This is a genomic window from Sphingomonas sp. H160509, assembly GCF_024124765.2.
GTDB lineage: Bacteria > Pseudomonadota > Alphaproteobacteria > Sphingomonadales > Sphingomonadaceae > Sphingomonas.
In genome coordinates, this window is sequence record NZ_JAMXSR020000002.1 from 3,006,773 (window position 1) to 3,032,278 (window position 25,506).

Sequence of the window (25,506 nt, forward strand, 5' to 3'; positions counted from 1 at the left end):
GTTACGCCCCGACGCCGCGTTCATGCGCCCACACGATCGCGGCACTGCGCCGGTTGACGCCGATCTTCGCGTAAAGCCGCGCGACATGGTTGCGCACCGTGTTGCGCGACAGGTCGAGCCGGGTGGCGATCGCCGCATCGTCGAGGTCCTGGCAGATCAGTTCGAGCACCTCGCGCTCGCGCTTGCTAAGTTCGGTGGTGGGAGGCGTGGCGCCCGAGCCGGCGCGCGGATTTCGCAGCGTCGCCAGCTTGTCCATGATCGACCGGCTGAGCCAGTTGGCGTCCTTCATCACCGCGTCGATCGCCTCGACGAGTTCGAGTTCCCCGCGGCGGCGCGCCGTGATGTCCTGGTACAGCCACAGGACGCAGGGCGTGCCGTCGACGCTGATCCGTTCGGCGGAGACGAGGCAGTCCAGCGTCTCGCCGTTCTTGTGCAACAGGCGGACATCGTGGCCGCGAATACCGTTCCGCTCGCGGATCTCGGTTTCGAGTTCAACCCGCTGCGCGGCGTCGTTCCATAGCTGGAGATCGTCGGCGATCCGGTCGACGACCGCGTGATCGGTGTAGCCGGTGAGACTCTTGAACGCCGCGTTCACCTGCACGATGCGGTTCTCGTCGCCCTTGGTGATGACCATCGCGACGGGAGCCATCTCGAACACCGACGCGAAATGCCGTTCGCTCGCCTGTAGCGCCAGTTGCGCGCGCCGTCGGGGTTCGAGGTCGGCGAAGGTGAAGAGAAGGCAGTCTTCGTTGGCGAGTTCGATCGGTTGGCCGGCGAGGATGACCAGCGTCTTGTCGCCCCCCGCGAGCGGCAGTTCCGCCTCCAGTTGCGGGACGGTCTTGCCGGCGGCGACGCGTTCCTTGACGAACGGCTTGCGCTCGACCTCGGCGAGGAAGTCGAGATCGAACAGCGTCTTGCCGACGATCTGGCCGCGGTCGTAGCCGGAGAGATCGAGGAACCCTTGGTTGACCAGGACATAGCGCTGGTCGGCGACCCGCATGATGAGGGCAGGGGCGGGGTTCGCGTGGAACATCGCCTGGAACCGGTCCTCCGCGTCGAACCGTTCGGAGACGTCGTTGATGACCATCCCCAGGCAATCGGGATCGCCGCCATCCTCGTCCATGACGATGTCGCGGACCTGATGCACCCAGCGCGGTTCGTCCGCATCCGGTGACGAGACCTCGACGATCAGGTCGGGGAAGCTTTCGCCGGCAAGAAGGCGCATCAACGGATATTCGCGGCGCGGCAGCTTGCGACCGTCACGGTACCGCAGCCGAAAGCGCGCCGCGTAATCGTCCGCGGTCTCGCCCAGGTCGGCCAACGCCTTGACGCCGTGCATCTTCAACGCCGCCGGGTTCGCGCTGAGGATCATGCCGGTCGGATCCATCAGGATCACCCCTTCGAGCAACCCGGTCATGAGCTGTTCCAGGTGATGCAGCGTCGGGGCGTGGAGCGGCTTGCCGTTGGTCTTGGTCATGCCTGTCCAGCGACCAAAAGGGGGCTCCGGTTCCGTGCCCTGCGCTACATTTGTACCAATGCGACCGGTATGTAAGCACCAATCGCAAAATCCTGGCGCGGCGCCGAAACTGAACGGATCGGCGATCCCGACTGTTGAGCCCCCTGTACCATCACCCAGTATCATCATCGTCCAGGAGCCTCATCATGAACCTCATCATTCTTCTCGTCGTCGGCGGGCTCATCGGTTGGGTCGCCAGCATGATCATGCGCACCGATGCGCAGCAGGGCATCTTCCTCAACATCGTCGTCGGCATCGTCGGCGCATTGCTGGCCGGCTTCCTGATCACGCCGCTGATCGGTGGCGCATCGATCATGGACGGCGCGCTCAACATCCAGTCGATCCTGATCTCGCTGGTCGGCGCGGTGATCCTGCTCGCGATCGTCAACATGTTTCGTCGCGGTACGGTTCGCTGATCCGACCGGGAGGCGGCGTGGTCGACACGCCGCCTCCCACCCGGCGAACGACCTCGTTTTCAAAACCAGAAACCCAGGAGAGTATCATGACCGTTCGAGCATTCATGGCATGCGGCGCAATGCTGCTGGCCTCCAGCGCCGTCGCGCAGACCGCAACGCATGCCGGCGCGCACAACCCGGCCGTCAAGAACAACGATGCAGCCCATGTTGCGGCCCCGGCCAAGGGCGCCAACTCCTTCTCCGAGGACCAGGCTCGCGGTCGACTGACCAAGGCCGGCTACCAGTCGGTCTCGCGCCTGGCGAAGGACAAGGACGGCGTCTGGCGCGGCAGCGCGACCAAGGCCGGCAAGAAGGTCAATGTCGGGCTCGACTACAAGGGCAACGTGACCGCACGCTGATCCATTTTCCCAGGAGAGATATGATGACCAAGACCCTTACCCGCCTGTTCGACGATTACTCGGATGCGAAGTCGGCGCTGAACGATCTCGAGCGTCTCGGCGTGCCGCATGACTCGATCAGTATCGTCGCGAACAACGCCGATGGCGCGCATGGCGATCACGACACGCCGCTGGACGACGTCAACGATCGTGGCGATGTCAGCCGTGGTGTCTCGACCGGTGCGGCCGTCGGCGGCGTCGGCGGCCTGCTCGCTGGTCTCGGCCTGCTTGCGATTCCGGGCCTGGGGCCGATCGTTGCAGCCGGCTGGCTCGCGTCGACCGTCGTCGGTGCCGGTATCGGTGCAGCGGGCGGTGCCGCCACCGGCACGATCGTCGGCGCACTGAAGGACGCCGGTCACACTGATGACGAAGCGCATGTCTATTCGGAAGGCGTCCGTCGCGGCGGCACGTTGCTCAGCGCACGCGTCGACGACAGTCTCGCGACCGAGGCCGAAGCGGTTCTCGATCGTCATCGTTCGGTCGATGCGACCACTCGTGGTGCGGCCTATCGCCAGGACGGCTGGACGCGCTTCGACGAGGCAGCGCCCGCGTACACGCGCGACGAAGTCGTTGCCGAGCGTGGCCGCTATGGTTCGGTGTCGTCGACCAACTCGACGACCTACTGAACGACGTCGTCACGATCCTTGCCGCCAGCGTATCGGGCGGCAGGTGTGACAGCGTCGGAATAGCGAAGGGGTCGGTTTGGGTTCACCCAAACCGACCCCTTCGTCGTTCAACTACAGGCCGAAGACCTTAGCCGTGCAGCGACCGACGGAACGTCTCGGGCAGGAACACCAGCCCGACCAGCACCGTCACCGCGCAGGCGACGATCGGATACCAGAGGCCGTAGTAAATATACCCCCGTCGCCGCGACCATCGCGAACGCCGCGGTCGGCAGGAACCCGCCGAACCAGCCATTGCCGATATGATAGGGCAGCGACATCGACGTGTAGCGGATCCGCGTCGGAAACAGCTCGACCAGCAGCGCGGCGATCGGCCCGTAGACCATCGTCACGTACAGCACGAGCAGGACGAGGATCGCGATCACCATCGGCTTGTTGATCTGCGCCGGGTCCGCCTTTTCGGGGTAGCCGACCGAGGCCAGCGCGGTCTTCACTTCCGCACCGAACGCCTTGATAGCCGCTGCCTTGTCAGGACCAGACACGACTGCCGGATTGACGACCGGGATGGTCGCGCCGCCGATATGGATCTGCGCGACGGTGCCGGCTGGCGCGATCACGTTGGCATAGGAGATGCCGGCCTTCGCCAGATACGCCTTGGCGATGTCGCACGAGCTCTTGTCGAACTTGTTCTTGCCGACCGGATCGAACTGCACCGAACATTCGTCGGGATTGGCGACGACGCTCACCGGCGAATTCGCCTGTGCCGCATAAAGGGCCGGGTTGGCGGCCTTCGACAGTGCATGGAACAGCGGCATGTACGTCAGCGCAGCGAGCGCGCAGCCGGTCAGGATGATGTATTTCCGCCCGATCTTGTCCGACAGCCAGCCGAAGAAGATGAACGCCGGCGTGGCGATCAACAGCGCGATCGCGATCAGGATGTTGGTGGTCGGTCCGTCGACGCGCAGGTTCTTCTCAAGGAAGAACAGCGCGTAGAACTGGCTGGTGTAGAAGATGACGCCCTGCCCGACGACCGCACCGAACAGCGCGATCAGCACGACCTTCAAATTGCTCCACTGCCCGAACGCTTCGGTCAGCGGCGCCTTCGAGGTCTTGCCCTCGTCCTTCATCTTCTGGAACACCGGGCTCTCTTCGAGCTGCATGCGAATCCAGAGTGACACCGCCAGCAGCGCGATCGAGACGATGAACGGGATACGCCAGCCCCATGCCGCGAACGCCTCTTCGCCGACCAGCGTACGCACGCCGATGACGATCAACAGCGCCGCGAACAGCCCGAGCGAGGCGGTGGTCTGGATGAAGCTGGTGAACAGCCCACGCTTCTTGTCGGGCGCGTGCTCTGCGACATAGGTCGCGGCACCACCATATTCGCCACCGAGCGCGAGGCCCTGCAACAGGCGCAGCACGATGAGCGCGATCGGCGCGGCGACGCCTACCGACGCGTAGCTCGGGAGCAGGCCGACCAGGAAGGTCGACAGGCCCATGATCGCCATCGTCACGAGGAAGGTGTTCTTGCGCCCGACGACATCGCCGATCCGCCCGAACACCAGCGCACCGAATGGCCGCACCGCGAACCCCGCCGCGAACGCCGCGAGCGCGAAGATGAACCCGGTGGTCTCGTTGACGCCCGAGAAGAACTGCGCGGTGATGATCGTCGCCAGCAGGCCGTAGAGGTAGAAATCATACCATTCGAACACCGCGCCGAGCGACGACGCGATGATGATGAGCGGCTGGCTCTGCTTCACGTGCCCGAGGGGCGAAGCATCCCCTGTTGTAGTCGCCATGGCAGTGTCCTCTCAGAAGGAAAATTGGGTGGAACAGCCGATCTTCGCCGACTTATGAAAAAGTAGAAATGCCGGCCAAGCGGCCTGCTGATCCTCCCCCGCCAGGGGGAGGTGGCAGGCATTTGCCTGACGGAGGGGGAGGAACGCGATGACCATTGTTCCGCATTCTCCCCTCCGTCACGTTCGGCGACACCTCCCCTTGGCGGGGGAGGATCGTGAAATCATGCCTTAGAACGAGTACCGCGCGGCAAGCTCGCCGCGGTCCATTTTGCCGACCTGCCCATCGACCAGTTCGCGCTCCGCGTGACGGAATTCGACGCCGAGATCGATGTTCTTGATCGGCGAGTAGAACAGGTTGGCGGACGCGCTCCACGCCGAGTCGCTCGCCCCGACGGGTTCGCCCCCCGTCGGGTAATCGATAGACTGGACGCTGCCGATGAAGGTCGAGCGCAGCTTGTCGGTCCAGCCGAGCTTCAATGCCGCGAACCCTGCGGTGAGGCTCGGCGTATACAGCCGCGCGCCGACCACCGGCACGAACACCGCGTCGGGGGCGAGATCGAGACCGACATAACGGCCGATCCCGTCGCCATGCGTGACCATGAAGCGGATGTCCGAGCGGCCCTTGGCGTCGAGCGGCACCTTGCCCGCGAACGACACGCCCCAGCCGGTGGCGCTGTCCTTGAGCGCACCCGTATCGATCGTCAGCTGGCGCGCGAGGCCGGCCAGCGAGAACTCGCCGAACGCGGTCTTGTAGTTGAGGCGCGCGGTGACGTCGGGCAGGCGATCGTCGGCATTCTCGACAATCGTCGCCGAAGCCAGACTGGTCGATGCCGTCTCCGGATTCTCGGCCGCGACCGACAGCGACAGCGTGTCGTTGAGCTTGCGCGTATAACGGATCTGCGCCTGGCGGACGAATACGGTGCCTTCCGACGGACCGATGAAGTCGGTCGTCTCGGGCAGCGCACCGATATACTGGAAGTTGGTCCACTCCTGCCCGAACAGCCAATTGTCGAACGTGAAGAACGCGCGGCGCAAGCCGGGGTTGTAACCGTTGACGACGCGCTGGTTGCCTTGAGTCCCCGGCACGACCTGGAAATCGACTTCGAGCAGGCCCTTCAGCGTATGCCCGGCGATCGGCGTCTCGGTGCCTAGCACGATGCGGGTCTGTTTGGCGTGCGCCTCGACGCTGTTGCCTTCGTTGCGGCCGCCGACCGGAGTCATGCTCGGGAAATAGAAATCGCGACCGACCGACTCGGGGGCGATGTTGCCACCGCTGTAGCGGCTGACCGACGCCCAGGTCTTGATGAAGCCGTTGAGCTTTACCGTCGTCCCGGCGACCTTGAACCCGTCGGTCGATGGCGTCGCTCCCGGTGCCTTCGCTTCGGCGAGCGCGGTCGGCGCGGTCGGGCCCATCGGCGCGGTCGGATGGAGATCGTTCGGCGCGGACGCGACCGCGGTCGGTGCGGAGGTCGATGTCGCCGGAGCAGCAGACCGGGGCGCGGTCGCCGCCGTCGCCCGCGCGGCGTTCAGCTCGCCGCGCAGATCCTGCACCGCCGCCTCCAGCGCCTTCAACCGCGTCTCGAGTTCGACCTCACGCGCGGTCTGCGCCTGCGCCATGCCCGGCACCAGCGCGGTACCAGCCAAGAAGGCCGTCAAGGCCAGCCGTTTCGTAAACGCCATACGTGTCATCCCCGTCTCTGCTCTCTTCCACTGATCTGACGCGTGGATAGCAGCGCCGTCATCATGGCGCATTGCGAACCTGCGTCCATCCCTTACTTTGGTTAGGGATGATCGCCCGAACGCGACCGCGTACAGCGCGGCAAAAGGAGAGCCAGATGACCGAGGCAAGCTATCCCGTCCCCGCGGAATGGGCGAAGGACGCCCTGATCGATGCCGCCGCCTATGACCGGATGTATGCCGAGGCCGCGACCGATCCCGACGCGTTCTGGGCAAAGGAGGCCAAGCGCCTCGACTGGATCGTGCCGCCGACCAAGATCAAGGATACGTCGTTCGACGAGAGCGACTTCCACATCCGCTGGTTCGAGGACGGGCAGCTCAACGTCGCCGCCAACTGCGTCGATCGCCACGCCGAGACGCGCCCCGACGCGACCGCGATCCTGTGGGAAGGCGACGATCCCGCCGACGACCGCAAGATCAGCTACGCCGAACTACGCGACGAGGTGTCGAAGCTCGGCAACGCGCTGAAGGCCAAGGGCGTCAGGAAGGGTGATCGCGTCACGATCTACCTGCCGATGATCCCAGAAGCGGCGTTCGCGATGCTCGCCTGCGCGCGGATCGGCGCGATCCATTCGGTGGTGTTCGGCGGCTTCTCGCCCGAGAGTCTCTGCAACCGCATCCACGATTGCGACAGCCGCATCGTCATCACCGCCGACGAAGGGCTCCGCGGCGGCAAGACCGTGCCCCTGAAGGCCAATGTCGACGCCGCGCTCGACCACGGCGATCTCGCGGTCGAGACCGTCATCGTCGTCCGCCGCACCGGCGGCAAGGTGACGATGACCGAAGGCCGCGACTGCTGGTATGCGGACTGCGTCGAGGGCCAGTCGACCGATTGCGCGCCCGAACCGATGAACGCAGAGGATCCGCTGTTCATCCTCTACACCAGCGGCTCGACCGGCCAGCCCAAGGGCGTGCTGCACTCGACCGGCGGCTATCTGGTGTGGGCGTCGATGACGCACGAATACGTCTTCAACTACCGGCCCGGCGAGATCTTCTGGTGTGCGGCGGACGTCGGCTGGGTCACCGGCCACACCTATTCGCTGTACGGCGCGCTCGCGAACGGCGCGACCACCGTGATGTTCGAGGGCGTGCCCAACTACCCGGATCACAGCCGGTTCTGGCAGATCGTCGATAAGTACCAGGTCAACATCCTCTACACCGCACCGACCGCACTCCGGTCGCTGATGCGCGAGGGCGACGACTGGGTGACGCGCACCAGCCGCAAGTCGCTGCGCCTGCTCGGCTCGGTCGGCGAACCGATCAACCCGGAAGCGTGGAACTGGTACCATAACGTCGTCGGCGACGGCCGTTGCCCGATCGTCGACACCTGGTGGCAGACGGAAACCGGCGGCCACATGATCTCTCCACTGCCGGGCGCCACCGCGCTGAAACCCGGTAGCGCGACCAAGCCCCTGTTCGGCGTGATGCCCGAACTGGTCGATGCGGACGGCAAGGTGCTGGGGGGCGCGGTCGAGGGGCAATCTCGTCATCGCCGACAGCTGGCCCGGCCAGATGCGCACCGTGTGGAACGATCACGAGCGCTTCTTCCAGACGTACTTCTCGACCTATCCCGGCAAGTATTTCACCGGCGACGGCTGCCGCCGCGACGAGGACGACTATTACTGGATCACCGGCCGCGTCGACGACGTCATCAACGTCAGCGGCCACCGGATGGGTACCGCCGAAGTCGAGAGCGCCCTCGTCGCGCATTCGAAGGTCGCCGAAGCCGCGGTCGTCGGCATGCCGCACGACGTGAAGGGCCAGGGCATCTACGCGTACGTTACCTTGAACGCGAACGCCGAGCCGAGCGAGGACCTGCGCAAGGAACTCGTCCAGTGGGTCCGCCGCGAGATCGGCCCGATCGCGACCCCCGACATCCTTCAGTTCGCGCCCGCGCTCCCCAAGACGCGCTCGGGGAAGATCATGCGGCGCATCCTGCGCAAGATCGCGGAGAACCAGCTCGACCAGCTTGGCGACACCTCGACGCTCGCCGATCCCGCGGTGGTCGACGCACTTATCGCCGGCCGCGAGGAGGCCGCTCCCGTACCGGCATGACGCGCACGATCCTCATCGCCGACGATCACCCGCTGTTCCGCCAGGCGCTCAGACTGGCGGTCAGCCGCGCCGCGCCCGACGCGGTGGTGATCGAGGCGGGGCAACTCTGCGAGGCGGTCGACGCGGTGCGCGCGGCGGAGCGGCTCGACCTGATCCTGCTCGATCTGCGGATGCCGGGCTCGGAAGGTTTCGCGGGCGTCGCGCTGCTGCACGCCGAACGCCCCGACACGCCGATCATGGTGATCTCTTCCGCCGACGAAGCCGAAGCCGCACCGCGTGCGAGGGCATACGGCGCGATCGGCTTCGTCCCCAAGACCGCCGACCTGACCACGCTCGAAACCGCCGTAGCCCGAGCCCTCGCCGGCGAACGCGACACCCCAACCGAAGGCGCCCCGATCGACGCTATGGCCACACGCGTCGCCAGCCTCACCCCAACCGAACTCAAAGTCCTGCTCGGAGTCCTGGCCGGCCGCCTGAACAAGCAAGTCGCCTTCGACCTCGGCATCTCCGAAGGCACGGTAAAGGGTCACATGACCGCCATCCTGCGCAAGCTAGGCGTCCAGAACCGCACGCAAGCCGTCCTCGCGGCGCGCGCGATGGACATCCACTTCGCCGATTAGCCGCGCATTGTCTGCCCCCTCCCCCAATGTCATCCTGACGAAAGTCAGGACCCAGGATACCACCCACCCCGATCGTGGCTCTGGATCCTGACGTTCGTCAGGATGACGGTGGGTTGTCGTGCCCTTTTGATCCTCCCCCGCCATGGGGAGATGGCGCCGAAGGCGACGGGAGGGGGAGGAACACGCAACAGCAGTTCCTCCTTTCCTCCTCCCTCCGTCAGGCAAGCGCCTGCCCCCTTGGGGGGAGGATCGAGAAGCGTCAACTCCCCCGCGCCGCCGCCGCAGACGCATCCTCGATAAACCGCCACAAATCCGCCGGCACCACCGGCTTCGTCAACACCACCAGCCCAACACACCGCGGATCGTCCGCCACCGCGCGATCCGCCGTCACCAGCGCAATCGCCGGTGCCGGCACCATCGCCCGCAACCGCGCAACCACGTCGAGCCCATCCTCCACCTCGTCCAGATGGAAGTCGACCAGCGCGACATCCGGCTCCTCGTCCGCCGCCAGTTCCATCGCCTCGGCGATCGTCGCCGCCAGCAACGGCACGCACCGCCGCGCCCGCAACGCCGCATCGAGCGCCGCTAGGATCGTCGCATCATTATCGAGACACAGCACCCGCAACCCCGGCACCAGCGTCCGGCTCGCCAACGGAGTTGGCAACACAACATCCAGCCCGGCCGGCGCAAGCGGCACCCGCACCGCAAACGTTGTCCCCCGCCCCAAGTCCGACCGCAACTCCACCGCCGCCCCGAGCAACCGCGCAATCCGCCGCACGATTGCCAGCCCCAACCCGACGCCGCCCCCAGCGCTCCCCTTGCTCTCCAGCCGCTCGAACTCCTCGAAGATCCGCTCGCGGTCACCCGCCGCGATCCCCGGCCCGTTATCCCGCACCTCGATCAGCACATCGCCACCCCGCCGCCGCGCCCCGATCCAGATCCGCCCATCCGCCGAATAGCGCACCGCATTCGACAGGAAATTCTGCAATATCGAGCGCAGCAACGATCGATCCGTCGCGACGCTGAACGCCCCCGGATGCGACGCCAGCACCAGCCCCCGCTCACCCGCCAACGGCCGGAACTGCACCGCCAGCTGCTCGATCAACGCCCCCAGCGCAAACCGCTCGACCTTCGGCACGACGCCCCCCGCATCGAGCCGCGACACATCGAGCAGCGCACGCAGCAACGTGTCCGCCGACCCGATCGCGCCATCGATCGCGCGCACCAGTTCAGCCTGATGCGGCGCCCTGTCCTCCGCAAGCGCCGCGCAAAACAGCCGCGCCGCATGCAATGGCTGCAACAGGTCATGGCTCGCCGCCGCCAGGAACCGCGTCTTGTCGCGCGTCGCGGTCTCGGCGATCGCGCGCGCCTCGCCCAGCATGTGGTTCGACCGCGCGAGGTCCTGCGTCCGTGCTGCGACCCGCGCCTCGAGATCGGCCTGCGCCTCCTTCTCCGCGGTGATGTCGGTGAAGCTCTGGACGTACCCGCCGCCCGGCATCGGCCGCCCGACCATCTTGATCCACCGCCCCGACGGCCGCTGCCGTTCGAAACTATGCGGGGTACCCCGCGCGAGATGCGCCACCCGCCGACCAACATGCGCCGCGATATCGCCGGCGATGCCTTCGCGCTCGGCATTGTAGCGGATCAGGTCGGCGATCGAGCGCCCGACCACGACATAGCCCTCGGGATAGTCGAACATCTCGACGTAGCGCGGATTCCACGCGACCAGCCGCAGGTCGGCATCGATCACGCTGACCCCCGGATCGATCGTCTCCAGCGTCGCCGACAGCAGCGTGCGCGAGAACCGCAGCGAGCGCCCGCGCTGGTCGAGCAGCCGCACCACGTCGCTGACGTCGATCGCCGACCCGGCGATACTCGACGCGACGATCTTCCGCGCCGACGGAGCGCCTATCACGCCTGCGATCAGCCGCTCGGCAGTGCGCGCGGCAGGCCCGTCGATCGGCGCGCGCAGGTCCGGCGACGCCACCCCGATCGCCTCCGCCTCGCCATCGCCGACGAACCGCGCGACCAGCATCCGCAACTCGCCTAAGGTGGTGACGTGGTCGAGCGCAGCGTTCCCCGATGCCGCTCGCGCATATGCAGTCCGGCCATCAGCGCTATGTTGACGCCCAGGCTCCACACCGTCCCGTTGACCAGCGGCGAGCCGATCCGCCACCCAAGCAGCGCATCCGGATCGAGCCACCCCCGCGTGAACTGCGCCAGCGCCGGCCCAACACCCTCGCCGATAGACGGCAGCAACAGGCAGTAAATCCAGACGATCACGCCCCCGATCAGCCCAGCGCGCGCGGCGGTGTGGTTAGCGAAGTTCCACCCGACGCTCGCGATCAGCGCAGGCGCGAACTGAGCGACCCCGGCGAACGCGATCAGCCCGATCGACGCAAGCGGCAGGTCCGCACCCAGACTCCGCCCATAGATCAGCGCCACCGCGACGATCGCCGCGATGATCACCCGCCGCACGCGCAGCATCCGCCGGCCGAGTTCGCCCTCGCCCGCCTCGCTGTGCCGCCGGAGCAGCAACGGCGCGAGCAGGTCGTTGGTCGCCATCGTCGAAAGCGCGATCGTCTCGACCACCACCATCGCCGTCGCTGCCGAGAAGCCGCCGAGAAACGCGAGTAGCGCGATGAGGTGATGCCCCTGCTGCAACGGCACCGCGAGCACGTAGAGATCGGGCTCGGCATCGGCCGGCAACAGCGTCATCCCGGCGAGCGCCAGCGGCAGCACGAGCAGCGAGATCACCATCATGTACGCGATGAACGGCGCGCGCGCTTTGGCGACGGGCTCCGGACCCTGCGCTTCGATCACCCCGACATAGAATTGCCGCGGCAGGCACAGGATCGCGAGCGCCGACAGCAGCGTCCGAACCCAGAAATCGGACGTCAGCGCCCCCCAGGTAAAGCCGGACCGAAGCCGCGCCACCGGAGGCGCCAGCATCTCGGCCGGCACGTCGGCCAGTAGCGCCACCGTCACCACCCCGAGCACGACGAAGCACAGCAGCTTGATCAGCGATTCCGCCGCGATCGCCGCGACCACGCCGGGGTTGCGCCCGGCGACCTCGTACCGCCGCGCACCGAAGACGATCGCGAACACGGCGAGCAACAGCGCGACGAACGTGCCGACCTCCGCCGAACTCCCTACGCCGGCGATTGCGCCGAAACTCAGCGTCACCGATCGCAGCTGAAGCGCGATATACGGCACCGACGCGAGCAACGCCGTCCCAGCGACGATCGCCGCCGTCCCGCGACTCCGCCCGTAACGCGCGGAAATGAAGTCGGAGATCGAACTCGACCCTTCCTCACGCGCCAGCCGCACCAGACGCGCGAGAAACTTCGGCGCGAGCAGGAACACCAAAGCCGGGCCGAGATAGATGGCGAGGTAATCCCACCCCCGCGTCGCCGCGGTGCCGACCCCGCCGAAGAACGTCCAGCTGCTGCAATACACCGCCAGCGAAAGCGGATAGGCGATCCGCTGGAGCCGCACCGACAGCCCGCGCCGGTCGACGATCCAGGCGATCCCGAACAGCAACGCGCCATAGGTCAGGATCGCGACGATGACACTTGGCCCGACGATGGCAGCGCTCCGGTTCAGGATTGAACGGACGATCTAGCACAGGACGCGCGCTCGGCGTCGACCGGTATGTGACGCGCCGCGACGGCTAGCGGCTTGCACCGATCATCCGCCCGCGCTATCGCCGCACCGCTCCCGTGTTGGAACACTACCGGGGGCCTGCTCGGAAACTCAACGGTTTCAATAGCATGCGGGTATAGTACAATGGTAGTACAGCAGCCTTCCAAGCTGAATACACGGGTTCGATTCCCGTTACCCGCTCCACCCCCAGTCGAAATCATCGAACCGCGCCAGCAGTGACCAGCATGCGTGCGTTCGCGGTCATCACGGTAGAAACGTAAGCAACATTGACCCTTGCATTTCCCTGCTGCGCTGCCGCAAAGGGGAATCGTCGGGCAGGTCTGGCGGCTCCGGGAGTCGCCACCAGTCGTGCCGCGTTCGGATTGGAGTCTCTCCGTGATCGGTATCGTCAGGGTCGCCCTATCGCGCCCGCTCACCTTCATCGTTATGGCCATTCTGGTCGCGGTCGTCGGCGTGCTCGCGGCCGTGCGGACTCCGGTCGACATCTTCCCCGACATCAAGGTGCCGGTGATCGCCGCCGCGTGGACGTACCAAGGGCTTTCGCCCGACGACATGGCGGGGCGGATCATCACGCCGTACGAGCGCGTGCTGTCAACCACGGTCAACGACATCGACCATATCGAGAGCCAGTCGATGCCCGGCATCGGCGTCGTGAAGATCTATTTCCAGCCGGGCGCCGACATCCGCACCGCCACCGCGCAGGTCACGTCGGTGTCGCAGACGGTCCTGCGCCAGTTGCCGCCGGGCGTGACCCCGCCGCTGATCCTCAACTACAGCGCCTCGACCGTGCCGATCCTGCAGCTCGCGCTGTCGGGCGTCGGGCTGTCCGAAGGCAAGCTGTTCGACACCGCGGTGAACCAGATCCGCCCGGGCCTGGTCACCGTGCCGGGGGCGGCGATCCCGTATCCGTCGGGCGGCCGCCAGCGTCAGGTCCAGATCGATCTCGACCCGCAGGCGCTGCAGTCGAAGGGCCTGTCCGCGCAGGACGTCGGCCTCGCGATCGCCGCGCAGAACCAGATCAACCCGGCCGGTTTCGCGAAGATCGGCGGCTTCCAGTATAATGTCCGCCTCAACAACGCGCCGGGCTCGATCGACGAGCTGAACAACCTGCCGGTGAAGGTCGTCAACGGCGCGACGATCTACATGCGCGACGTGGCGCATGTCCGCGACGGTAGCGCGCCACAGACCAACGTCGTCCATGTCGACGGGTCGCGGTCGGTGGTGATGACGATCCTCAAGAACGGATCGACCTCGACGCTGGCGATCGTCCAGGGGATCAAGGACGCGCTGCCGGCGATCCAGGCGACCTTGCCCGACAGCCTCAAGATCGTGCCGATCGGCGACCAGTCGCTGTTCGTGAAGGCGGCGGTCGAGGGCGTCGTCAAGGAAGGCGCGATCGCCGCGGCGCTGACCAGCCTGATGATCCTGCTGTTCCTCGGGTCGTGGCGCTCGACCGTGATCATCGCGATCTCGATCCCGCTGGCGATCCTCGCCGCGATCATCGCGCTGTCGGCGACCGGCCAGACGCTGAACGTCATGACGCTCGGCGGCCTGAGCCTCGCGGTGGGCATTCTGGTCGACGATGCCACGGTGACGATCGAGAACATCAACTGGCATCTGGAACAGGGCAAGAGCGTCCGGCAGGCGATCCTCGACGGCGCCGCGCAGATCGTCACCCCGGCGTTCGTGTCGCTGCTGTGCATCTGCATCGTGTTCGTGCCGATGTTCTTCCTGCCGGGCGTCGCGGGCTTCCTGTTCGTGCCGCTCGCGCTGTCGGTGGTGTTCGCGATGATTGCGTCGTTCGTGCTCTCGCGAACGCTGGTGCCGACGATGGCGATGTACCTGCTCAAGCCGCACGCGGGCGACGTTCACGCCGCGGGAACGCCGACCTCGCGCAATCCGCTGGTGCGCTTTCAGCGCGGATTCGAGGCGCGATTCGAGCGGTTTCGCGCCGGCTATGGCCGGTTGCTGGAACGCGCGCTGGCGACCGGCAAGCCGTTCCTGCTCGGCTTCCTCGCGGTGGTCGCGCTGTCGATGCTGCTGATCCCGTTCCTCGGCCAGAACTTCTTCCCCGCGGTCGACGCAGGCCAGATCACGATGCACGTCCGCGCGCCGATCGGCAGCCGGATCGAGAGCACGTCGGCCCAGTTCGACCGGATCGCGCGTCGCGTCCGTCAGATCATTCCCGCCAACGAACTCGTCTCGGTAGTCGACAACATCGGCCTGCCGGTCAGCTCGATCAACGCGACCTATAACAACTCCGGCACGATCGGTCCGCAGGACGGCGACATCCTGATCCAGCTCGCGCACGAGCATGCGCCGACCGCCGATTACGTGCGTAAGCTGCGCGAGACGCTGCCGGGTGCGTTCCCCGGCGCGACCTTCTCGTTCCTGCCTGCGGACATCACCAGTCAGATCCTGAACTTCGGTGCACCCGCGCCGATCGACGTGCAGATCACCGGCAAGGATGCGGCCGGCAACTACGCCTACGCACGGACTTTGCTGCGGAAAATCGCGGCGATCCCCGGCGTTGCCGATGCGCGCATCCAGCAATCGGCGCGCTACCCGGAACTCCGCGTCAACATCGACCGCAGCCGGATCGGCCAACTCGGACTGACGGAGCGGGACGTGACCGCCAGCGTCGGCTCGTCACTCGCCGGCACGATCCAGACCGCGCCGGTCTATTACCTCAACCCAGAGAACGGCGTGTCGTACAGCGTCGTCGCGCAGACCCCCGAATACCGCGTCGGATCGATGAGCGACCTGTCGAACATTCCGGTCACCGGCACCAATGCGGGCGGCACGTCGCAGGTGCTCGGCGGGCTCTCCACGGTCGTCCGCGGCACCTCGCCCGCGGTCGTCTCGCACTACAACATCGCGCAGGCGATCGACATCTACGCGACCCCCAATGGCCGCGATCTCGGCGCGGTGGCGGGCGACATCAAGCGCGTGCTGGCGAATGCCAAGGCGTCCGCGCCGAAGGGCACGACGGTCGCGTTGCGCGGCCAGTATGCGACGATGAACAGCGCGTTCTCAGGCCTGTTCTTCGGGCTGATCGGCGCGATCGTGCTGATCTATCTGCTGATCGTCGTGAACTTCCAGAGCTGGCTCGATCCGTTCGTCATCATCACCGCGTTGCCCGGCGCGATCGCCGGGATCGTCTGGATCCTGTTCCTGACCGGCACGCCCTTGTCCGTTCCGGCTCTGACCGGCGCGATCATGTGCATGGGCGTCGCGACGGCCAACGCAATCCTGGTGGTGAGTTTCGCGCGTGAGCGCCTCGCCGAACTCGGGGATTCGCACAAGGCGGCGATGGAGGCGGGGATGACTCGCTTCCGCCCGGTGCTGATGACCGCGCTCGCGATGATCATCGGCATGTTGCCGATGGCGCTGGGCTTCGGCGAGGGTGGCGAACAGAACGCGCCGCTCGGCCGTGCGGTGATCGGTGGGCTGATCGTCGCGACGTTCGCCACGCTGATGTTCGTGCCCGTCATCTTCAGCCTCGTGCACCGCAAGGACGCAGAGCGCGCCGCCGCCAAAGCCCGCCGCGACGAGATTTTAGAGGAAGCGCATGTCTGAGATCGTTCATCCGGATCCCGTCGCCACCGAGCCGAAGCGCGGGTCGCTCAAGAAAGTCGGCATCGTCGCGGCGGTGATCGCGCTGGCGCTGGTGGCGTTCGGCATCTTCACGCGGCACCGCTCGGACTCGCAACTCGCGACCTGGACGACCGCACAGTCGACGCCGATCGTCACCGTGATCCGCCCGACCGCCGAGGGGCGCGAGCGACGCGCTGACGCTGCCGGGCAACGTCCAGGCGTATAACAGCGCGGCGATCTACGCGCGCACCACGGGCTATATTCGCAAATGGTTCGTCGACATCGGCGATCCGGTCCGCGCCGGCCAGACGCTCGCGATCCTCGACGCGCCAGAGGTCGACCAGCAGGTCGCCGCCGCGCAGGCCGATCTCCAGACCGCCCGCGCGAACCGCTCGCTCGCCGCGTCGACCGCCACGCGCTGGCGCGATCTGCTCGCCAAGGATGCCGTGTCGAAGCAGGAGACCGACGAGAAGATCGGCGACCTCGCCGCCAAGTCCGCGATCGCCAATGCGGCGTCGGCCAACGTCCGCCGGCTCGGCGCGTTGCAGGGCTTCACCCGCCTGACCGCGCCGTTCTCGGGCGTCGTCACGAGCCGCTCGACGCAGGTCGGCGCACTGGTGACCGCAGGGACGGCCGCGTCCACCCCGCTGTTCACGATCGCCGACGTCAACCGGATGCGGATCTATGTCCGCGTGCCGCAGGCCTATTCGGGGCAGACCCGGCAGGGGATGCACGCGACCCTTACGGTGCCCGAATATCCGGGACGCGCCTTCGACGTGACGCTGACCCGTAGCGCCGACGCGGTCGATCCGCAGTCGGGCACGGTGCTGGTCGAGTTGCAGGCGGCGAACACGGATCGCGCGCTGAAACCGGGCGCCTATGCGCAGGTCAAGTTCCCGGTCGGTGCGGGCGGCACCGGCGTGCGGCTGCCGTCCAGCGCGCTGGTGATCGGCGCGAAGGGCACGCAGGTCGCGGTCGTCGGCAGCGACGGCAAGGCGCATCTCAAGACGATCACGATCGGACGCGACGATGGCGACAGCGTCGCGATCAGCGCAGGGCTCAGCGCCAGCGACCGCGTGATCGACAGCCCGCCGGACTCGCTCCAGACCGGCGACCCGGTCCGTATCGCGCCTTCGACAGGACCCGCCCGTGCTAAGCGCTAGGCTGGGCATGGCGGCGGTCGTGGCGGCGGGCTTGGCCGGGTGCTCGCTCGCGCCGCCGTACAGCATTCCGCCTAGCCCGGCGGCTGCGGCGTACAAGGAACTCGGACCGCAAGGGCAGGGGCCCTGGCAGCCAGCCGCTACCGACACGTCGCTTCCCGCCGCGTGGTGGACCGCGTTCGACGATCCGACGCTGACCGCGCTCGAAGCGCGGATCGAGGCGGGCAATCCCGACCTCGCCGCCGCCGTCGCCCGCTACGATCAGGCGCGCGGTCTGCTGGGCGAGTCCCGTGCTGCGCTACTGCCGTCGATATCGATAGGGGCCGACGGCGGCCGTTCGCGCGTATCCGCCGGTCGACCACTCTCGCCGGGTAACGCCGCGACGTACAACAACCTCTCGGTCGGCGCGTCGCTGGCGTACGAGATCGACCTGTTCGGCCGCGTCCGCAATTCGATCCGCGCGGATGCCGCCTCGGCGCAGGCCAGTGCGCAGGACGTCGTTGCGGTCCGTCTCGGGCTCCAGGCATCGCTCGCGGATTCTTATTTCCAGATGCGCGGTCTCGATGCGCGGACCGTGCTGCTGCGGCAGACGGTGGCGGCGTTCCAGCGCGCCTACGACCTGACCGATACGCGCCATACCGGCGGCATCGCCTCGGGAATCGACGTCAGCCGCTCGGCCGCGTTGCTTTCGAGCGCGCGCGCGGAACTGTCGGCGGTCGCTGGCGCACGCGCGGCGTTCGAGCACGCGATCGCCGCGCTGGTCGGCGAGACCCCCTCGACCTTCGCGATCCCCGTTGCGGACACGTTGCAGCGTCCGCCCGCGATCCCCGTCGGCGTGCCGTCGACGCTGTTGCAACGCCGCCCCGACATCGTCGCGGCCGAGCGTCGGATCGCGGCCGCCAACGCGCAGATCGGCGTGGCACGCGCAGCCCAATACCCGTCGCTCACGCTCGGCGGGTCGGGCGGGTTCGAGGCGGGCAACGGCAACATCCTTCGCGCCTCGAACAGCTTCTGGGCACTCGGGCCGCTATCCGCCGCGCTCGCGATCTTCGACGGCGGTGCAAGGCGTGCCCGCGTCCGCATCAGCCGCGCGCAATATGACGAGGCGGCGGCATCCTACCGCTCGACCGTCCTTACCGCCTTCCGCGAAGTCGAGGACGACCTCGCTCGTTCGCGCGCGCTGGTGGATCAAGAACGCGACCAGCTGGCCGCAACCCGCGCGGCCGAACGCACGCGCGACCTTGCGCTCATCCGCTACCGCGACGGCGCGTCCGACTATCTCGACGTGGTGACCGCACAGACCGCGGCGCTCGACGCGCAACGCCTGTTGCTCGAAGTGCAGAGCACGCGGCTACAGATCGCGGTCGACACCGTCCGCGCGATCGGCGGCGGTATCGCGACCTGACTGCCGAACCGCCGCCGCCGGGTCAGACCCGCAGGTAGCGGTAGTACCAGACCTCGTGGCCCTGCCGCCGGGCCTTGCGTTCGTACCGCGTCTCGGGCCAGTCGTCGGCACGGGTGAGGAAGTCGTGCGGCGTCTTCGCCTGCCACTCGAAATCGCGGCGTGCGTTCATGATCATCATCGACCATCGGCAATAGGTCGGATCGTCGGTACCAAGCCGAAATTCCGCGCCGGGCTTGAGCTTGGCGGCGATCGTGTCGAGCGGGCCGTGGTTGACCATGCGACGCTTGGCATGGCGCGCCTTCCGCCAGGGATCGGGATGCAGCAGGTACAGCCGGTCGAGGCTCGCGTCGGGCAGGCGTTCGATCACCTCCAGGGCATCGCCCATGTGCAGCCGGACGTTGGTCAGCTCGCCGTCGCGGATGTGCGCAAGTGCACCGACGACACCGTTGAGGAACGGTTCGCAGCCGATGAAGCCGACGTCGGGGTTCATCGCCGCCTGTCCCGCCAGATGCTCGCCTGCGCCGAAGCCGATCTCGACATGGAGGGGGGCGGTTGTCGCCGAACAACGTCATCGCATCGATCGGCCCTTCCTCGGGCACCGACAGGTCGGCGAGCGTTTCCTCAACGAGCGCGGCTTGGCCGAGGCGCAGCTTGTGGCCCTGGCGACGGCCATAGAGGCGGCGGATAACAGAAGGATCGTTCATCGCCGCGCGCTCTAGCGGGCGATTGCGCCGGAGCAAAGCGCGACGCGGACCGTTGCACGCTCGTAATGGTCGATAACGCTTCCAATCCGCCCGGCGAAGACGTCGACGATCTCAAGGCCGCCGATGCGCAGGACCTGCACAAGGCGGTCCGCGAGGGAGGGCGAGGACGAGCTCGACCGTCCGGTGTCGTCGTTGTTCTTCTCCGGGCTCGCCGCAGGCATGGCGATCGCCAGTTCGCTGATCGCGGAAGGCGCGCTGCACCACGCGCTGCCCGATACGCCGTGGCGGACGATCATCGTCTCGCTCGGCTATCCGATCGGCTTCCTGGTCGTGATCCTCGGGCGGATGCAGTTGTTCACCGAGAGCACGATCACCGCGATGTTGCCGCTGGTGACCAAGCCGTCGGGCTGGGCATTGCGGCGCACTCTGCGGCTCTGGAGCGTCGTGCTGGGCGCCAACCTCATCGGGACGGCGCTGGCCGGCGGAATGATCGCCGCGGGCCTGCTCGGCGGCAGCGAGCTTCGTACCGCGATGATCGAGGTGTCGATGGCGATCACCGAACTCTCGCCCGGCGCGACGTTCGTCAACGCGGTCCCGGCCGGGTTCATGATCGCGATCCTCGCCTGGTCGCTGCCGAATGCGCGCGAACAGTCGTTCCTCGTGATCGTCGCGATCACCTATGTCGTCGCGATCGCCGCGTTCAGCCATTCGATCGTCGGATCGGTGGAGGCGTGGCTGCTGGTGTTTTCGGGTAAGGTTGGCGTGGTCGAAGCGCTCGGCGGCCTGATGATGCCGGCGATCCTCGGCAACTTGCTGGGCGGTGCGGGGTTGTTCGCCTTGCTCGCGCATGCACAGGTGCGCGGTGAAATGGACGGACAGGGCGAAAACTGATGGGCAAGACCAAGGACGCCGCAAAGGCCGTCGAGAAGGCGGACCGCAAGGCGACGCACAAGGCCGCCGAGCACCGCGACCAGCCGCTGGTCAAGGCGACCGGGTTCCTCGCCGAGATCGGCGACCAGCCGCAGCTCGTGGCGACGTCGATCGGCACGGTCGTGATCGGCCTGATCGCGCGCAGGCCGGACGTGATCCGTGGCGGCGTGCGGATGCTGGCGGCGCATGCGGCGGCGACCTTCGTCAAGTCGGCGATCAAGGCGTCGGTGGACCGTACCCGCCCGGAAAAGGCGATCGAGGACGGCAAGGCGCGGTTCGAGCCCGGCAAGAGCGACGATCACGACCAGACCTCGTTCCCGTCTGGCCACACCGCGGGCGCGGTTGCGGTCGCGCGTGCCGCGTCGCGCGACATCGCTGGCGCCGGTGGTCCGGCCGCGTTGATCTCCGGCGCCGTCGCGGCGGCGCAACCCGTGAACGGGAAGCATTACCTCTCCGATCTCGTCGTCGGTGCCGCGGTCGGGTGGATCGCCGAAGCGCTCGTCAGCGCGGTCTTCGACCGGGTCGCGCCCGTGGTCGAGACGGCCGTGGCAAACAAGGCGCCTCTGTTGATCGAGCACGCCAAGGCCTGAATGGTTCGACGCAACCGAGTGTTACCCGTTGACCACAGATTGCGGCGAAATCGATATTTGTAAGGGATCGGCAAGGGGATAGCGGAACCGTTACGCCCGCGTGACGGTTGCCACCGCATCGTAACCAGAACGGACTATCCCCATGAAGAAGCTTTCCATCGCCGTCACGCTCGCCGCCATGGCCGTCTCGCTCGCAGCATGCGGCGGCAAGGGCGATGACAAGCTCGGCAGCCAGGTCGAGAAGGCCGCGGACAACCGTGCCGACGCACTCGAAGCGACCGCCGACAATCTCGAAGAGCAGGCCAAGGCAGTCCGCAAGGACGGCGATCGCCAGTCGGACGCGATCGACGATGCCGACGTGAACGCGCAGGCGATGCCGCAGGCGCAGAAGGATGCACTGGTCAACGGCAGCGAAAAGCTCCGCTGATCTTCTAGGCGCACACCAGCGCCGGCGTCTTGGCCGCCTTCCGGTACACACCGGGGGGCGGCTTTGACGTTTTGAAAGGGCCGGGTTCGACCGGCCGCTATTACGACAGGGGACACGGCAATGATCGACAGGCGTCGACTGGAAACGGGGGGGCTTTATCACCTTCCTGGTGGCGATCACGATCGCGTTGTGCGTGGTCGTGTCGTCGTTCGCGGCGGCCTTGCTGTGGAGCGCGCTGGCGGCGATCCTGTTCCAGTCGCTGTACCAGTGGCTGCTCAAGCGCTGGCCCGACCGCCGCAATCTCGCCGCCGCGTTGACCTTGCTAATCATCTTCGTCGCAGTGATCATCCCGACGCTGTTCATCGGCAGCCTGATGATCGACCAGTCCGCCTCGGTCTACGCCAAGCTGCAGAGCGGCCAGATCAACTTTGGCGCGTATTTCCAGCATATTCACGATGCGTTGCCGAACCGGATCCAGGGCGCGCTGGACAAGGCCGGGCTCAACAGCTTCGAACAGGCGCAGTCGCGCGTGTCCACCATCCTCGGCAACAGCGTCCGCTCGATCGCGGGCCAGGCGCTGTCGATCGGCCGCAATGCGGCTTCATTCCTGCTGTCGTTCGGCGTCGGGCTGTACGTGACGTTCTTCCTGCTTCGCGACGGCGACAAGGTCGGCCCGGCGATCCGCCGCGCGCTGCCGTTCGAGCATTCGGTGGCGGTGAAGCTGGTCGACAAGTTCGTCGCGGTGGTGCGTGCGACGATCAAGGGATCGGTCATCGTCGGGCTCGTCCAGGGTGCGCTCGGCGGCCTGACTTTCTGGATCGTCGGCGTGCCGGCGGCGTTGCTCTGGGGCCTGCTGATGGCACTGACATCGCTATTGCCGGCGCTCGGGCCGGCGATCGTTTGGGTGCCGGTCGCGGTGTATCTACTCGCGACGGGCGCGATCTGGCAGGGCGTGGTCGTAATCGTCTCGGGCGTGGTAGTGATCGGTCTGGCCGACAATATCCTCCGGCCTATCCTGGTCGGGCGTGACACGGGGATTCCGGATTACATCGTGCTGGTCACCACGCTTGGCGGGATCGAGGTGGTCGGGCTGAGCGGTATCGTCGTCGGGCCACTGGTGGCTGCGCTGTTCCTGACGGCGTGGCAGATCCTGACCGAACAGCGGCATGCTCAGGTTCCTCACCCCGTTCGTCCTGAGTAACTGCGGAGCGTTGTCGATGAATGGCGTGCGCGACCTGTCGTTCGAGTCGCGACACGTCCTCGATAACCCTCTCCCCTCGGGGGGAGAGGGAGGGGCCCGCACGGCGAAGCCGGGTGGGAGGGTGAGGGGGAGCGAGGCTCGGACCCTCTCCCCAAAGCCCCTCACCCCTTCCGTCGCCAAAGTGGCTCCTCCCTCCCTCTCCCCGGCGGGGAGAGGGGATTAGCGAGGCTCAAGCAACAAAAAAGCCTCCCGCGGACCGATCCGCGGGAGGCTTTTTCGTAACCCCAAAGGTGTCGCTATCAGGCGACGGCAGCCTTCAGCGCATCGACCAGATCGGTCTTTTCCCAAGTAAACATGTCACCCCTCAGGCTCGCGACCAAAGTGCCCGTACGCCGCGGTCTTCTTGTAGATCGGCGCGTTGAGCTTGAGGTGCTCGCGAATGCCCTTCGGCGTCAGGCGAACGAGCTTCGGCAGGACCGCCTCGAGCTTGGCCTCTTCCACGGTGCCGGTGCCATGGGTATCGACATACACCGACAGCGGCTCGGCAATACCGATCGCGTAGCTTAGCTGGATCGTGCAGCGACGCGCGAGACCCGCAGCGACGACGTTCTTCGCCAGATACCGCGCGACATACGCTGCCGAACGATCGACCTTCGTCGGATCCTTACCCGAGAACGCGCCGCCGCCATGCGGGGCCGCGCCGCCGTAGGTATCGACGATGATCTTGCGACCGGTCACGCCGGCGTCGCCGTCCGGGCCGCCGATTTCGAACTGGCCAGTCGGGTTGATGTAGATCGCGGTCTCGTCGGTGATGAAGCCGTCGGGCAGCACGTCCTTGAACACGCCCATGACGTAGTCGCGGAGCACTGCGTACTTGGCGGGATCGGCGTTGTCGCCCTTCTCGCAATAGCCCGGTGCGTGCTGCGTCGAGACGACGAGTGCGGTCGCGCCGACCGGCACTTCGTTCTCGTACGACAGCGTCACTTGGCTCTTCGCGTCGGGCTCGAGGAACGGTGCTGCGCCCGAATGGCGGTCCTCGGCCATCTTGGCGAGGATCTTGTGGCTGTAATACAGCGTCGCGGGCATCAGGCCGGGGGGTCTCGTCGGTCGCGTAACCGAACATGATGCCCTGGTCGCCGGCGCCCTCGTCCTTGTTGCCGCTCTCGTCGACGCCCATCGCGATGTGCGCGGACTGGCCGTGGAGGTTGTTCTCGAAGCGGAAGGTCTCCCAGTGGAAGCCCGACTGCGCGTAGCCGATTTCCTTGACCGTGTTGCGGACAGCCGCCTCGATCTCTTCGAGCACGCCGTCGGCCCACTGGTCGTTCTCGTAGATGCCCTTGCCGCGGATTTCACCGGCGAGGACGACGAGCTGCGTGGTGGTCAGCGTCTCGCAGGCGATCCGCGCCTGCGGGTCCTTGGCGAGGAACAGGTCGACGATCGTGTCGCTAATCTGGTCGGCGACCTTGTCGGGATGGCCTTCGGAGACCGATTCGGAAGTGAAGAGGAAAGACTTGCGCATGCGGGCCTCTTTGCCATGCTCTGAAGCGAGCGTCATATAAGGAAAGCTTTATATGACCCTAGCGCTGGCGACGGCGCAGGGCAACCGCGCTTGCGAGCATCAGCGCGGCGACGATCGCCGCCATCGCGTTGCCGACGCGCGAGAACAGCGTTGGGGGGCAGCGCGGACGGCATCGGTTGTTCAATGGCACCGGCGGTCTCGTGCGGGACGGTCGCGACGAGGCGGCCATCGGCGGCGATGATCGCGGAAATGCCGGTCGGCGTGGCGCGAAGGATCGGCAACCCTTCCTCGATCGCGCGCATTCGGGCCTGGGCGAGATGCTGTGGCGGACCCCATTTGCCGAACCAGGCATCGTTCGACGGATTGAACAGGATGCGAGGCCGGTGTGCGCGATCCACGACCTCACCCGAGAAAATGATCTCGTAGCAGATCTGCATACCGATCGAGCCGAAGCCCGGCAGCGTCAGGTTCGCAGGGCCCTTGCCAGAGGTGAAATCGATGTCGCCGGGGGACGAGCCGCGCGAGGCCGAGCGGCTTCAGTAGCCACGGCATCGGCAGATATTCGCCGTATGGCACGAGGTGCGCCTTGTCGTAGCGGCCCCGCAACCGCGCTTGCGCATCGAGCGCGAATACCGAATTGGCCGCGCCGGAGATCTGATCCCTGTTGAACTCGAGCGCGGTGCCGCCGATCAGCAGGATGTCCTCGGGGCCGAGCAGCCGCGCCATGCGGCGGCGGAGGTAGAGCGGGCTCGACCAGCCATAGGCGTAGAACGGGTAGCCATCCTCGACGTAATCGCGGACGACGCCTTCCGGCCAGACGACGAGACGCGGGGTGGCGCCGCCTTGACCAGACAGCTTTTCGAGCGCGGTAAGGACGCGCTCGCCATCGGTCTCGCTGCGGTCTTCCTGGCCAATGTCGGGTTGGACCACGCGGACCAGAGGCGTGCCGGGAGCGGGCGGCGGTGCATTCGTCCAGAGCGCGGACAGTGCTGCGAGGCCGAACGCTGGAAGGGCGACGGCTGGCAGTGTCCAACGGCGTACCGCAAGCATCAGCAGCGCGCCCGCAGCGAGGATCGTCACCCCTGACAGAGCGTAGGTCCCGAT

General features: G+C 66.8%; 16 protein-coding genes, 1 tRNA gene and 5 pseudogenes. 13 read left to right on the forward strand and 9 right to left on the reverse strand.

Annotated elements, in window-relative coordinates:
* Position 1: 1 nt before the first annotated feature.
* Positions 2 to 1,477, reverse strand: coding sequence for a helix-turn-helix transcriptional regulator (locus NHF48_RS16635; RefSeq protein ID WP_274705165.1), 1,476 nt, complete (start codon positions 1,475 to 1,477; stop codon positions 2 to 4).
* A 185-nt stretch (positions 1,478 to 1,662) separates the two neighbouring features.
* Between NHF48_RS16635 and NHF48_RS16640 the strand changes: the two genes are divergently transcribed.
* From NHF48_RS16640 to NHF48_RS16650, 3 genes are all read left to right on the forward strand, one after another.
* Entirely contained in the window at positions 1,663 to 1,932 is a 270-nt protein-coding gene (locus NHF48_RS16640) for a GlsB/YeaQ/YmgE family stress response membrane protein (RefSeq protein ID WP_056061356.1), read from the forward strand.
* 86 nt (positions 1,933 to 2,018) lie between these two features.
* Positions 2,019 to 2,330: a hypothetical protein gene (locus NHF48_RS16645; RefSeq protein WP_056484947.1), complete on the forward strand. Its 312-nt coding sequence runs from the start codon at positions 2,019 to 2,021 to the stop codon at positions 2,328 to 2,330.
* A gap of 23 nt (positions 2,331 to 2,353) precedes the next feature.
* Positions 2,354 to 2,995, forward strand: a complete 642-nt coding sequence (locus tag NHF48_RS16650) for a general stress protein (RefSeq protein WP_253071741.1) — start codon at positions 2,354 to 2,356, stop codon at positions 2,993 to 2,995.
* 127 nt (positions 2,996 to 3,122) lie between these two features.
* Here the strand turns inward: NHF48_RS16650 and NHF48_RS16655 are convergent.
* Both NHF48_RS16655 and NHF48_RS16660 read right to left on the reverse strand, forming a co-directional pair.
* A pseudogene (locus tag NHF48_RS16655) lies at positions 3,123 to 4,791 on the reverse strand (MFS transporter).
* Between the two features lie 228 nt (positions 4,792 to 5,019).
* Entirely contained in the window at positions 5,020 to 6,471 is a 1,452-nt protein-coding gene (locus NHF48_RS16660) for a DcaP family trimeric outer membrane transporter (RefSeq protein WP_253071742.1), read from the reverse strand.
* Between the two features lie 155 nt (positions 6,472 to 6,626).
* Here NHF48_RS16660 and acs point away from each other — a divergent pair.
* Positions 6,627 to 8,583, forward strand: a pseudogene (acs, locus tag NHF48_RS16665) (acetate--CoA ligase).
* Positions 8,580 to 9,203, forward strand: a complete 624-nt coding sequence (locus NHF48_RS16670) for a response regulator transcription factor (protein WP_253071743.1) — start codon at positions 8,580 to 8,582, stop codon at positions 9,201 to 9,203. Before acs ends, NHF48_RS16670 begins: the two are co-directional and overlap by 4 nt.
* A 259-nt stretch (positions 9,204 to 9,462) precedes the next feature.
* Here NHF48_RS16670 and NHF48_RS16675 read toward each other — a convergent pair whose 3' ends face one another.
* A complete protein-coding gene (locus tag NHF48_RS16675; RefSeq protein ID WP_253071744.1) occupies positions 9,463 to 11,238 on the reverse strand; it encodes a PAS-domain containing protein in 1,776 nt (591 codons plus the stop codon).
* An 11-nt stretch (positions 11,239 to 11,249) separates the two neighbouring features.
* A complete protein-coding gene (locus NHF48_RS16680; RefSeq protein WP_253071745.1) occupies positions 11,250 to 12,746 on the reverse strand; it encodes a hypothetical protein in 1,497 nt (498 codons plus the stop codon).
* Positions 12,747 to 12,978: 232 nt separating this feature from the next.
* On the opposite strand from NHF48_RS16680, the gene NHF48_RS16685 reads away from it, so the two are divergent.
* The 4 genes and pseudogenes from NHF48_RS16685 (at position 12,979) to NHF48_RS16700 (ending at position 19,031) form a co-directional block, all read left to right on the forward strand.
* Positions 12,979 to 13,052: transfer RNA gene (locus tag NHF48_RS16685), tRNA-Gly, on the forward strand.
* Positions 13,053 to 13,244: 192 nt separating this feature from the next.
* A complete protein-coding gene (locus NHF48_RS16690) occupies positions 13,245 to 16,448 on the forward strand; it encodes an efflux RND transporter permease subunit (RefSeq protein WP_253071746.1) in 3,204 nt (1,067 codons plus the stop codon).
* Positions 16,441 to 17,629, forward strand: a pseudogene (locus NHF48_RS16695) (efflux RND transporter periplasmic adaptor subunit). Before NHF48_RS16690 ends, NHF48_RS16695 begins: the two are co-directional and overlap by 8 nt.
* Positions 17,630 to 17,636: 7 nt before the next feature.
* The gene (locus tag NHF48_RS16700) at positions 17,637 to 19,031 is read left to right on the forward strand and encodes an efflux transporter outer membrane subunit (protein WP_253071747.1); all 1,395 of its coding nucleotides are present in this window, start codon (positions 17,637 to 17,639) and stop codon (positions 19,029 to 19,031) included.
* 22 nt (positions 19,032 to 19,053) lie between these two features.
* On the opposite strand, the pseudogene trmB reads toward NHF48_RS16700, so the two are convergent.
* A pseudogene (gene trmB / locus NHF48_RS16705) lies at positions 19,054 to 19,735 on the reverse strand (tRNA (guanine(46)-N(7))-methyltransferase TrmB).
* Between the two features lie 123 nt (positions 19,736 to 19,858).
* Here trmB and NHF48_RS16710 point away from each other — a divergent pair.
* From NHF48_RS16710 to NHF48_RS16725, 4 genes are all read left to right on the forward strand, one after another.
* The gene (locus NHF48_RS16710) at positions 19,859 to 20,626 is read left to right on the forward strand and encodes a formate/nitrite transporter family protein (RefSeq protein ID WP_342454674.1); all 768 of its coding nucleotides are present in this window, start codon (positions 19,859 to 19,861) and stop codon (positions 20,624 to 20,626) included.
* On the forward strand, positions 20,626 to 21,255 hold the full coding sequence (locus tag NHF48_RS16715; RefSeq protein ID WP_253071748.1) for a phosphatase PAP2 family protein: 630 nt from the start codon (positions 20,626 to 20,628) through the stop codon (positions 21,253 to 21,255). The genes NHF48_RS16710 and NHF48_RS16715 overlap by 1 nt, the downstream gene beginning before the upstream one ends.
* Before the next feature lie 142 nt (positions 21,256 to 21,397).
* Complete coding sequence (locus tag NHF48_RS16720) at positions 21,398 to 21,682, forward strand: hypothetical protein (RefSeq protein WP_056061318.1); 285 nt, start codon at positions 21,398 to 21,400, stop codon at positions 21,680 to 21,682.
* Positions 21,683 to 21,851: 169 nt separating this feature from the next.
* Positions 21,852 to 22,883, forward strand: a complete 1,032-nt coding sequence (locus NHF48_RS16725) for an AI-2E family transporter (RefSeq protein WP_253071749.1) — start codon at positions 21,852 to 21,854, stop codon at positions 22,881 to 22,883.
* A 299-nt stretch (positions 22,884 to 23,182) separates the two neighbouring features.
* Here NHF48_RS16725 and metK read toward each other — a convergent pair.
* The 3 genes and pseudogenes from metK to NHF48_RS25320 form a co-directional block, all read right to left on the reverse strand.
* A pseudogene (gene metK / locus NHF48_RS16730) lies at positions 23,183 to 24,402 on the reverse strand (methionine adenosyltransferase).
* Positions 24,403 to 24,434: 32 nt separating this feature from the next.
* Positions 24,435 to 24,839, reverse strand: a complete 405-nt coding sequence (locus tag NHF48_RS25315; protein ID WP_342454675.1) for a nitrilase-related carbon-nitrogen hydrolase — start codon at positions 24,837 to 24,839, stop codon at positions 24,435 to 24,437.
* Complete coding sequence (locus tag NHF48_RS25320) at positions 24,805 to 25,482, reverse strand: nitrilase-related carbon-nitrogen hydrolase (protein ID WP_342454676.1); 678 nt, start codon at positions 25,480 to 25,482, stop codon at positions 24,805 to 24,807. Before NHF48_RS25320 ends, NHF48_RS25315 begins: the two co-directional genes overlap by 35 nt.
* Positions 25,483 to 25,506: the final 24 nt, after the last annotated feature.

Bases quoted from the DNA above. Each gene is read 5' to 3' on its own strand.
- NHF48_RS16635 (WP_274705165.1), bottom strand. From the start codon at position 1,477: ATGACCAAGACCAACGGCAAGCCGCTCCACGCCCCGACGCTGCATCAC.
- NHF48_RS16640 (WP_056061356.1), top strand. From the start codon at position 1,663: ATGAACCTCATCATTCTTCTCGTCGTCGGCGGGCTCATCGGTTGGGTC.
- NHF48_RS16645 (WP_056484947.1), top strand. From the start codon at position 2,019: ATGACCGTTCGAGCATTCATGGCATGCGGCGCAATGCTGCTGGCCTCC.
- NHF48_RS16650 (WP_253071741.1), top strand. From the start codon at position 2,354: ATGACCAAGACCCTTACCCGCCTGTTCGACGATTACTCGGATGCGAAG.
- NHF48_RS16660 (WP_253071742.1), bottom strand. From the start codon at position 6,471: ATGGCGTTTACGAAACGGCTGGCCTTGACGGCCTTCTTGGCTGGTACC.
- NHF48_RS16670 (WP_253071743.1), top strand. From the start codon at position 8,580: ATGACGCGCACGATCCTCATCGCCGACGATCACCCGCTGTTCCGCCAG.
- NHF48_RS16675 (WP_253071744.1), bottom strand. From the start codon at position 11,238: ATGCTGGTCGCGCGGTTCGTCGGCGATGGCGAGGCGGAGGCGATCGGG.
- NHF48_RS16700 (WP_253071747.1), top strand. From the start codon at position 17,637: ATGGCGGCGGTCGTGGCGGCGGGCTTGGCCGGGTGCTCGCTCGCGCCG.
- NHF48_RS16710 (WP_342454674.1), top strand. From the start codon at position 19,859: ATGCGCAGGACCTGCACAAGGCGGTCCGCGAGGGAGGGCGAGGACGAG.
- NHF48_RS16715 (WP_253071748.1), top strand. From the start codon at position 20,626: ATGGGCAAGACCAAGGACGCCGCAAAGGCCGTCGAGAAGGCGGACCGC.
- NHF48_RS16720 (WP_056061318.1), top strand. From the start codon at position 21,398: ATGAAGAAGCTTTCCATCGCCGTCACGCTCGCCGCCATGGCCGTCTCG.
- NHF48_RS25315 (WP_342454675.1), bottom strand. From the start codon at position 24,839: ATGCAGATCTGCTACGAGATCATTTTCTCGGGTGAGGTCGTGGATCGC.